Source organism: Streptomyces sp. JJ36, assembly GCF_021696945.1.
GTDB lineage: Bacteria > Actinomycetota > Actinomycetes > Streptomycetales > Streptomycetaceae > Streptomyces.
This window is the reverse complement of record NZ_JACYHE010000041.1, coordinates 41,391-52,258: the sequence shown is the minus strand read 5'-3', so window position 1 is coordinate 52,258 and position 10,868 is coordinate 41,391. Positions and strand designations below refer to the sequence as shown.

At 77.5% G+C, this 10,868-nt stretch carries 2 protein-coding genes; both read right to left on the bottom strand.

Annotated elements, in window-relative coordinates; translation table 11 throughout:
* The coding region (locus HOY81_RS16690; protein WP_237321217.1) for an amino acid adenylation domain-containing protein at nucleotides 1–4,636 on the bottom strand (4,636 nt) is incomplete at its 3' end.
* Nucleotides 4,637–4,718: 82 nt separating this feature from the next.
* Entirely contained in the window at nucleotides 4,719–10,865 is a 6,147-nt protein-coding gene (locus tag HOY81_RS16685) for a type I polyketide synthase (RefSeq protein ID WP_237321216.1), read from the bottom strand.
* Between the last annotated feature and the right edge of the window lie 3 nt (nucleotides 10,866–10,868).

Genomic DNA, 10,868 nt, shown 5'->3' with positions numbered 1-10,868 from the left:
TACCCGGCCCGGGGGCGGCGCCGGGACCGGGAGCCCCCGCACCCGCCGGGGCGCCGGGGTCGCCGGAGGCGGCGAGCCGGTCGAGGACGTGCCGGGCCGGGCGCAGCCGGGCGTTGGGCACGCCGCGCAGCGCCAGGGTGGCGCCGGGGTCGGCGGTGAGCCGGGCCCGTACCGCCTCCGGGGTCAGGCCCTCGGGGCCCCAGTCGAGCCATGTCACGGCTTCCGCGGGACCGCCGCCGGCGGTCCCGGCGTCCGCGTCGTCGCCCTCGACGGTGAGCACCACGTCGTAGCGGAAGCGGGTCATCTCGTTGCCGAAGGTGCCGCGCTTGGGGGTCACGGAGACGCGGGAGACAGCCGGGTGGCGGCGGGCCAGCGCGGTGAACAGGGCGGGGTCGACGACCAGTTCCCCGTCGGCGGCGACCGAGCGCCGGACCCGGTCCCGCAGCCGCCGTACGGGCAGGCCGTCCTCGGCACGGTGCAGCTCCACGGAGGCGTGGAAGGCCTCCAGCAGCGGGAGGCTGCGGACGTCGCCGATCACCAGCGAGCCGCCGGGCGCGACCCGGCGCAGGGCGCCGTCCAGCACCCGCAGCAGGTAGCGCTCGTCGGGGAAGTACTGCACGACGGAGTTGAGCACCACCGCGTCGAAACGCCGCTCCGGCAGCTCCTGGAGCCGGTGGGCGGCGCAGGGGAAGAGCTCCACGCCGGTCAGCCCGTGGGCGGGGTCGGCGACCTGGCGGCGCAGCCGCTCCAGGGCGACGGTGGAGATGTCGGTGCCCCAGTAGTGGTCGGTGTGCGGGGCGGCGCGGTGCAGCAGCAGGCCGGTGCCGCAGCCGACGTCGAGCACCGAGCGGGGGCGGAGACCGAGCACCAGGCCGGCGGTGCGCTCGACCCACTCCCGCATCTCCTCGGCGGGGATGGGGCGCCCGGTGTAACTGCTGGCCCAGCCGCGGATGTCGAAGGCGGGATCGGCGTCGCCGGCCTCGTCGGGGGCGTCGTTGTAGGCGGCGTCCCAGATGCCGCGCCAGTCGTCGACGGCCCCGGGGGTTTCCGCTTCCGCGGGGGCCGCGGGGGCTGCGGGGTCCCGGTCGTCGTGGCCGACGACCGACGGGCGACCGTCCCCGTCGTCGGGCGCCGCGACACCCGGGACGGCCGCAGCGCCCGCCTGTACACGGGACGCGGCGCCCTCCGCGGCGCCGGGGTGGGCCCCGAGGCCCGCGTGTGCACCGGACCCGGCGTGGTCCCCGGCGGGGGGGCCGCCCGGCCCGGCGTCCTCCGCGGAACCGTGGACGGCGGCAGCGTCCCCCCGGTTTCCGGAAGCGGTGTCGTGCACAGCACCGGGGGCGGCGACAGGACCCGTCTGGGCCCCGGCAGCGGCATCGTCCGCAGCGCCGGGAACGGCGACCCGGCCGCCCGGGCCGCCCCGGCCCTGGTCCGTCGCGGACGCCTCGGAACCACCGGGCGCGGCGTGGTCCCCGGCGCCCGGGACGGCGGCCCGGCCGCTCGGGACACCCGGCGCGGCGCCCTCCGCGGCGTCGGCGGCGGCCGGGGCGTCGGCGGCGGCCGCGGCGTCGGCGGGCTGCTCCCCGGGGACGACGTAGGCCACCAGGCGGGGGTCGCCCGGGGTGTCCTCGCGGACGGCGACCACGGCCTGCTCCACGGTGGGCTGCCGCTCCAGCACCGCCTCGATCTCGCCGAGTTCGATGCGGTAGCCGCGTACCTTCACCTGGTGGTCCAGGCGGCCCAGGAACTCCAGCGCGCCGTCGGCGCGGCGCCGGACCAGGTCCCCGGTGCGGTAGAGCCGTTCGTCCGGGCCGCCGAACGGGTGCGGCACGAACCGTTCCGCCGTGAGCTCCGGGCGGCCGAGGTAGCCGCGGGCCAGCCCGGCGCCGCCGATGCAGAGTTCGCCGGGCACCCCGGGCGGCACCAGTTCGCCCGCCAGATCCAGCACGTGGAGCTCGGTGTTGGCGATCGGCTCACCGAGGGTGACCGGCCCGGGGCCGTCGATGCGGGCCACGGAGGACCAGATGGTGGTCTCGGTGGGCCCGTACATGTTCCACAGCTCGGCCCCGGCGTCGAGCAGCCGCTGGGCGAGCTCGGCGGGCAGGGCCTCGCCGCCGCTGAGCGCGCGGAAGCCGGGGGCGGCCCGCCAGCCGGCGTCCAGCAACATGCGCCAGGTGGCGGGGGTGGCCTGCAGGATGCCGGCGCCGTGGGCGGCGAGCGCGCCGGCCAGCCGCTCGCCGTCGGCGACGGTCTCCCGGTCGGCCAGCACCACGCGGGCGCCCTCCACGAGCGGCAGCACCAGCTCCAGCACCGAGATGTCGAACGCCGGGGTGGTGACGGCCAGCAGCGTGTCCCCGGGCTCGATGCCGGGGCGCTCCCGCATGGCGTGCAGGAAGTTGCCGAGCGCCCCGTGGGTGATCTCCACGCCCTTGGGCAGGCCGGTGGATCCGGAGGTGTAGATGACGTACGCCCGGTCCTCCGGGCCGGTGGCGGCGCCGGGCAGCGGGTCGGCCTCGCCGGGCCCGGACGGCCCGGACGGGGCGGGCGCCGGGTCCGCGCCGGGCTCGTCCAGGCAGAGCACCCGGGCGGGCAGCTCCGTCAGCCGGTCCCGCACGGCGCGCCGGGTCAGCAGCACGCCCATCCCGGAGTCCCGCACGGTGTGCGCGAGCCGGTCCGGCGGGAAGCCGGGATCCATGGGCACGTAGGCGGCGCCGGCCTGCCACACCGCGAGCATCGCGACCACGGTCTGCGGCGTGCGGTCCAGGCAGATCCCGACCAGGTCGCCGGGTCCGGTGCCCAGGCTCCGGAGCGTCCGGGCCAGGGCACCGGCCTGCGCGGCCAGTTCGGCGTAGCTCAGCGCCTCGGCACCGTCGGCGGTGCGCAGCGCCTCGGCGTCCGGCGTGCGGGCGGCCTGTGCGGCGAAGCGCTGGTGCGCGGCGAGCGGGGCGGGCCACTCCCGGCGGGTGTCGTTCCAGGCGTGGCGGAGCAGGTGCCGTTCGTCCGCGGTGAGCATCGGGACGGCGCCCACCGGCCGGTCCGGCTCGGCGACCAGCGCCTCGACCAGCAGCTCCAGATGGCGGGACATCCGCTCCACGGTGTCCGGGTCGAAGAGGTCGGTGTTGAACTCGAACCAGCCGCTGAACCCCTCCGGCCGGTCGAAGACCTGGAGCTCCAGGTCGAAGCGGGCGGTGGCGCTCTCCACGTACACGGGCTCCACCCGGAGCCCGACGCCGTCGAACTCCGGCAGCGGGATGTTCTGGAAGAGGAAGGAGACCTGGAAGACCGGCGAGCGGGAGAGGTCGCGCGGCGGCCGCACCTCCTCCACCAGGCGTTCGAACGGCAGCTCCTGATGGGCGAAGCCGCCCAGGCAGGCGCGCCGTACCCGGTCCAGCAGGGTACGGAAGCCGGGGTCGCCGGAGAGGTCGGTACGCAGCGGCAGCATGTTGGTGAAGAGCCCGATCAGGCGCTCGGTCTCCGGGCGGCCACGCCCGGCCACCGGCACGCCGACGACCAGGTCGTCCTGGCGGCTCCAGCGGTGCAGCAGCACCTGGAAGGCGGCGAGCATCGCCATGAACGGAGTGGCGCCCTCGCGCCGGCTCAGCTCCCGCAGCGCCTCGCCGGCCTCCCGGGAGAGGCGGAACGGGCGGGAGGCGCCGCGGGTGGTCTGGACGGGCGGGCGGGGCCGGTCGGTGGGCAGCTCCAGCACGGCGGGGGCACCGGCCAGGGTCTCCTTCCAGTACGCCAGTTCGCCGCGCAGCGCGTCGCCGTCCAGCCGCTTGCGCTGCCAGGCGGCGTAGTCGGCGTACTGCACGGGGAGTTCGGGGAGGTCGGGGGCGCGGCCGGTGGTGTAGGCGCCGTACAGCTCGATCAGCTCGGCGAAGGCCACCGAGGTGGACCACAGGTCGCCGACGATGTGGTGCATGGTGAGCAGCAGGACGTGCTCGTCCGGGGCGAACCGCAGGAAGGTGACGCGCAGCAGCGGACCGCGGGTGAGGTCGAAGGGACGGGCGAACTCCTCGCGGGCCAGCTCCTGGAGGGCCGCCTCGCCCTCCGGGCCGCGCAGCCCGGAGCAGTCCCGGACGGTGAACTCGGGCTCCGCCGCCTCCGCGACGATCTGTACCGGCTCGCCGTCCTCCTCGCCGAAGGTGGTGCGCAGCGCCTCGTGCCGGCGGGTGATCTCGTTCAGCGCGCGGCGCCAGGCGTCCAGGTCCAGGGTGCCGTGCAGGCGCAGGGCGCCGGGGATGTTGTACGTGGCGTTGCCCGGGGTGAGCCGGTCCAGGAACCACATGCGGGCCTGGGAGAAGGAGGCGGGGAACCGGGTGCGGCGCCGGGTCCGTCCCGTCCCGGCGTCCTTCCCTCCGGGCCGGCCGGGGGCCCCGGCGGCGCCGGAGGTGCCGGAAGTACCGGAGGAATCCGCGGCTGCGCCGGACGGGGCGACGGCACGGGCGGCGGGTGTTCCCGGGGCGCCCCCGGCGGCCTCGCCGGCCGCGGCGGTCTCCGGGGTGCCGGGGGACTCCCCGGAGGCGGGGGTGCCCGGGGCGGCGGGCTGCGCGGCGCGACGGCGGGCGCGCAGGCGCTCGGCCAGCAGCGCGCGCTTCTCCTCCGCCGAGAGGCTGTCCAGGTCGATGCCGCTCACGGGCGGGCCCTCCTTGTGCGGTGTCGCGGATGGCGGATCGGCGGGATCGGAGGGGTCTCCGGTGGGGTGGCGGGCGGCGGGTTCATGCCGTGCCCTCCTCGCCGAGCAGGGCACGGAGCTGCGCGTCCACGTCCTCGTCGGAGAGCCCGTCGAGTGCGTCGGGGTCGGGCCCGGGGAGGTCTCCGGGCTCCCCCGGGCCCGCGGAACCGCCGGCGAGGTCCGGCGTGCCGCCGTCCGGGCGGGCGCCGTCCGGTGCGGCCCCGGAGGCCGTGGCGCCCGCCGGGGAGCGCGCGGGCCGGCGGGGCGCCTCCCCGCCGGGTGCACCGTCCGGCACCACTCCGCCGGTCGCCACGCCGGACTCCTCGGCGGGTTCCTCGCGGCTGAGCACCTCGATGGCGTCCTCGGCCCCGGCGGGTCCGCGTTCCGCCGCGGTGGCGAGCGCGGCGACCGTCCCGGCGACGGTCGGCGCGTCGAAGAACCCGCGCAGGTCGAGTTCGGTGCCGAAGCGGCTCTGGATCTTGGTGCCGATCCGTACCGCGGCGAGCGAGTGGCCGCCGAGGGCGAAGAAGTCGTCGTGCACGCCGACCCGGTCGAGCCCCAGCACCTCCTGCCAGATGCCGGCGACCGCCCGTTCCTCCTCGGTGGCCGGTTCGGCGTACGGGGTGTCCAGGTCCGGGCGCGGGTGGGTACCGGCGGGCGGCGCGAACTCCTCGGCCTCACGGGCCAGCAGCTCCGGCGTGACGTCGCGGGCCAGTCGGCGCAGGGCCGTCAGATCGCGGCCGGTGACCACGAGCTGGGCGGGCAGCGCCCCGGCGTCCGGGCTCCGCAGCAGCCGGGCGAAGGCCGCGGTGCCCTGCTCCGGGCTCATGCCCGCGCCGAGCGCGTGCAGCAGCCCGCCGCCGGGTGCGGCCGGGTCCCCGGACGCCGGGTCCCCGGCGTCCGGCGTACCGGCTCCGGGCCCCGCGGCCGCCCGTTCCACCTGCTCCAGCAGCCCCGCCACGTCGTTGATCCGCTTGATGGTGAAGTCGGTGATCCGGGCCCGGACCAGGCCGTCCGGGTCGAGCAGTTCGACGTCGCAGGTGAGGGTCTCGCCGGTGGCCTCGCGGTCGCCGCCCTCCGGCTCCTTCAGCTCGACCGCGCAGTGCAGGATCCGGGTGAGCGGTCCGTGCACGCGCAGGCTGCGGTAGGTGAAGGGCAGGTAGTAGACGTCCCGGGCGTGGATGCGGGCGGAGGCCCCGGCGACGTCCAGCAGCGCGGGGTGCAGCACGTACTCCTCGACGTCGCCCGCGTGGTCCGGGTCGAGTTCGAGGGTGACCAGGAGCCGTCGCTCGCCGGCGCGGATCCGGCGCAGGCAGCGCCAGCGGGGGCCGAAGGAGAAGGTCATCGGCCCGCCCTGGGCGGCCCGGTCCAGCTTGAGCCGGCGGTGGATCTCCTCCTCGGTCTCCAGCACCTCGTCGCCGGACGCCCGCTCGATCTCCGCGAGGTCGCGTACGACGGCGGGGGCTGGCGCGTGCAGCACCACCGTGCCGGTGGCGTGGTCCTGCCAGCCGCCCTCGGGGGCCCGGCTGGAGACGGTGAACTCCAGTTCCTCGCCGCGGGTCTCGACGGTGGTGAACACCTCGCGGGTCTGCCCGTCCGGGACGATCACCGGCATCAGGAAGAGCACGTCACGGAGTTCGGTCTCCCGCCCGGGCCCGGCGTGGGCCGCGGCAGCGGCGCGCACCAGCTCCAGATAGGTGGTGCCGGGCACCAGCCCGTGGCCCATGATGCGGTGTTCGTCGACGATCCAGCTCGTGTCGGTGCCGAGCACGGTGGCGTACGTCCGGGCGGTTCCGGTACGGCGCACCAGCCGGTGCAGCAGCGGGTGCGGCTCCTCCGCGGGCGCCGGCCCGCCGTCCGGTCCGGTGCCGGCCTCCGGGGCCGTTCCGGGGCCGCCGGCCAGCCGTGCGGCGAGCCCGGCGGCCATGCCGGTGTCCTGCCAGGTGTCCCAGGCCAGGGCGGTCACGGGGGCGCCGGCGTCCCGGCGGGCCTGGGCGTAGAGGTCGAGGAAGGCGTTGGCGGCGCAGTAGTCGCTCTGCCCGGGGCCGCCCAGCACCGAGGTCAGCGAGGAGCAGAGCAGCAGGAAGTCGAGCGGGTCCTCCCGGCAGACCTCCTCCAGCACCAGGGTGCCGCGGGTCTTGGCCGCCAGCACCGCGTCGGCGTCGGCGCGGGTCTTGCCGGCCATCAGGCCGGTCGAGGGGGCGCCGGCGGCGTGCACGACGCCGCGCAGCGGGCCGTGGGCGCGGAGCCGGGCGACGGCGCGGGCGGTGGCCTCCGGGTCGGTGACGTCCGCCTGGAGCGGCACCACCCGTACACCCCGCTCCTCCAGCCGCAGGAGCGCCCGGATGCGGACGGCGACCGGGTCCCCGGCGTCGTCCGTCTCCAGCCGGGCCGCCCACTCCTCCGGCGGGGGGAACGGGCTGCGGCCGAGCAGCCCCAGCACGGGCTTGCCGGGTCCGCCGGAGGCAGGTGCGGCGCCCCCGGCGGCGAGCTGGTCCGCGAGCTGCCCGGCGAGCGCCAGGCCGACCCCGCCGAGTCCGCCGGTGACCAGGTAGACGCCGTCGGCGCGGAGCAGCGGGGCGCGTCCCGAGGCGGCCGTGCCGGGCCGTACGGGGTCGAACTCCCGCGCCCACCAGTGCCGTCCGCGCAGCGCGAGGTCGCGTTCCGCGGCGGGCGGGCCGGTGAGCAGGTCGGCGAGGGCGTGGACGGCGGCGGCGTCGGGCGCCCCGGGGTCGGTGCCGGTGAGGTCGAGGGTGCGGCAGGCGGTGCCGGGGACCTCCTGCGGGAGGACGGTGCAGGGGCCGAGCAGGGTGGCGTTCTCGGGTTGCAGCGGCTCCTCGCCGGTGACGGCGCGGACTCCGCGGCAGACCACGTCGACCTCGACCGGCTCTGCGCCCCGGGTCTCGTCCAGGGCCTGGGCGAGGGCGAGCAGGCTGTCGAAGCCGCGGGCACGGGCGGCGGCGAGACGGTCCTGGTCCGGCGGGGCGCCGTCGGGCGCCGGGGCGCCGGTGAGGCTCCACAGGTGGACGACGCGCACCGCGGGACCGCGGTCCGTGCCCCCGCCGCCCGCATCGCCCGCGCCGCCCGTACGGGCAGCGTCACCCGCGCCGGCGTCCCGGGCCGCCGCGCGGGCGGCCCGGAGCAGCTCCGCGAGACCCTCGCGGTCGGCCGGACCGAGCGTCCAGGCGTCCCCCTCCCGCCGGGCCCGGCCCGGGCCGGCGGAGGCGCGCAGCACGGTGGCGCCCGCGTCCGTGAGGTGTGCGGCCAGTGCCGCACCGAGCGGCAGGTCGGCGCCGAGCAGCAGCCAGACGGGGTCCGGGGTGCGCCCGCCGTCGTCCGTCGCGGGGCGCGGGGGCAGCCGCCGCCAGCCGGGGGTGTGGAACATCTCCCCGGGCGGCGCGGTGGACTCCAGGGCGCGGGCCAGGGCGTCGGTGCCGGACTCGGCAGCGGAGCCGGTTCCGGCCGCGGCGCCGGCCGCCGTACGGGACGGGTCGTCGGGCTCCACCCAGTAGCGCTGCCGCTCGAAGGGGTAGCCCGGCAACCGCAGGACCCGGTGCGGCGCGTCCCCGGACAGGGTGCGCCAGTCGACGGGCACCCCGGCGCTCCACAGGCCGCCGAGGCAGCCCAGCAGATGGGCGTGCGCGTCGCGCCGGTCCCGGGGGTGCGGCAGCGCGCCCAGCGCGGTCCGTCCGGGTTCCCAGGACCGGTGGCCGCGGGCGAAGTCGCCCAGGGTGGTGCCGGGGCCGCACTCCAGCAGCACCAGGCCCGGGTCGGCCAGCAGTTCGCCGAGCGCCGCGGAGAAGCGCACCGTCTCCCGGAGCTGCCGCCCCCAGTAGGCGGGATCGGTGGCCTGCTCGGGGGTGATCCAGGTGCCGGTGACGTTGGAGAGGAAGGGGATCTCCGGGGCGTGCAGCGGCACGTCGCGCAGGAGCGCGGTGAAGGGCTCCACCGCGCCGTCCATGTCCGGGGAGTGGAAGGCGTGCGAGGTGTGCAGCCGGCGACGGCCGACGCCCTCCTCCCGCAGCCGCTGCTCCAGGGCGGCCACCGCCTCCTCCGTCCCGGCGGCCACGGTCAGGCCGGTCGAGTTGACGGCGGCCAGGCAGAGTCCCGGGCCGAGCCGCGCAGCGGTCTCCTCCTCCGGCAGGAAGACCGCCAGCATCGCCCCGCCCGGCTGCCGCTGCACCAGCCGGCCGCGGGCCGCCACCACCCGTACGGCGTCCTCCAGGGAGAACACCCCGGCGACGGTGGCCGCGACCAGCTCGCCGATGCTGTGCCCGGCCAGGGCGCGGGGCCGTACGCCGCGGGCGGCGAAGAGCCGGGCCAGGGCGTACTCCACGGCGAACAGCGCGGGCTGGGTGAGCTCCGTACGGGCCAGCCGCGCGGCGGCCCCCGCGGCCTCTCCGGCGGCTCCGGGCCCGTCCTCCGGCTCCGCGAGAAGCAGCAGCGGCAGCAGGTCCTCGCCGGTCTCGGCGGCGAAGAGCCGGGCGCACTCCTCCAGCGCGGCGGCGAACTCCGGCTCGTGGGCGTGCAGGTCCCGCGCCATGCCCGGGTACTGGGCGCCCTGCCCGGGGAAGAGCAGGGCCACCGGCGCCTCGCCGTCCCGCGCGGCCACCGCGTCGGCGGGGCGCACCCGGCGCAGCCGGCCGGCGGCCTCCGCACGATCCCGGCAGACCACGGCCGTACGGTGCTCCAGGGCCGCCCGGCGCACTGCGAGGGTGTGGGCCACGTCGGCCAGCCGTTCCCCGGGGTGGTCCGTCAGGTGTGCGGCGAGCCGTTCGGCCTGGGCGGCCAGGGCCTCCGGGGTGCGTGCGGAGAGCGGCAGCACCCGGGCGTGCCCGGCGGTGCCCTCGGGGTCCTCGGGCGGTGCGGCGGGCGGCTCCGGGCCCTCCTCCAGCACCAGGTGGACGTTGGTGCCGCCGATGCCGAAGGAGCTGACCCCGGCGCGGCGGGGCGCCCCGGCCCGGCGGGGCCACGGTCGCAGCGCGGTGTTGACGGTGAACGGGCTGGAGTCCAGTTCCAGCGCCGGGTTGGCCCGCCGGTGGTGCAGGGTGGCGGGCAGCGCCTCGTGCCGCAGGGCGAGCACGGTCTTGATGAGCGCGGTGACGCCGGCGGCGGCGTCCAGGTGCCCGACGTTGCTCTTGACCGAGCCGAGCGCGCAGTAGCCGGTACGGTCGGTGTGCTCCCGGTAGGCGCGGGTGAGGGCGGCGACCTCGATGGGGTCGCCGAGCGCGGTGCCGGTGCCGTGCGCCTCGACATAGCCGATGGTGTCCGGGTCGACCTCGGCGACGGCCAGCGCCTCGGCGATCGCCTCGGCCTGTCCGTCCACCGAGGGTGCGGTGTAACCGGCCTTGAGCGAGCCGTCGTTGTTGACGGCGGTGCCGCGGATCACGGCGTCCACGGTGTCGCCGTCCTCGGTGGCGTCGGCGAGCCGGCGGAGCACCACGACGCCGACGCCGTTGCCCGCGACGGTGCCGCCGGCGTCCGCGTCGAAGGCCCGGCAGTGCCCGTCGGGCGAGAGGATGCCGCCCGGCTCGTAGTGGTAGCCGCCGCGCAGCGGCACGCTGACGGAGACGCCGCCGGCCAGGGCCACGTCGCACTCGCCGTTCAGCAGACTCTGGCAGGCCAGATGGACGGCGGTCAGCGAGGTGGAGCAGGCGGTCTGCACGGTGACGCCCGGCCCGGTGAGGCCCAGCTTGTAGGCGGCGCGGGTGGCCAGGAAGTCCTTGTCGGAGGCGAGCAGCGTCTGGTAGCTGCCGGTGGAGGCGTAGACCCGCCGGTTCCCCAGCACGTGGAAGAGCAGGTACGAGTTGAGACTGGCGCCGGCGAAGACCCCGATGCGCCCCTCGAAGGTGCGCGGGTCGTGGCCGGCGGACTCCAGGGCGTGCCAGGCGCACTCCAGGAAGACCCGGTGCTGCGGGTCCATCACCTCGGCCTCGCGGGGGCTGAAGCCGAAGAAGGCGGCGTCGAAGCGGTCGGCGTCCTCCAGTACGCCCTTGGCGGGGACGTACGCCTGGCCGCCGCCGGCGGCGCCTCCCCCGGAGTCCTGGGCCTCCTCACCGGAGAAGAAGGAGATGGTCTCCCGGCCCTCGGCGAGGTTGCGCCAGAAGGCGTCCACGTCCCCGGCGCCGGGGAAGCGTCCGGCCATGCCGGTGACGGCCACCCGGCCCGCGGTCTCGGCTGCGTCCGGCACAAG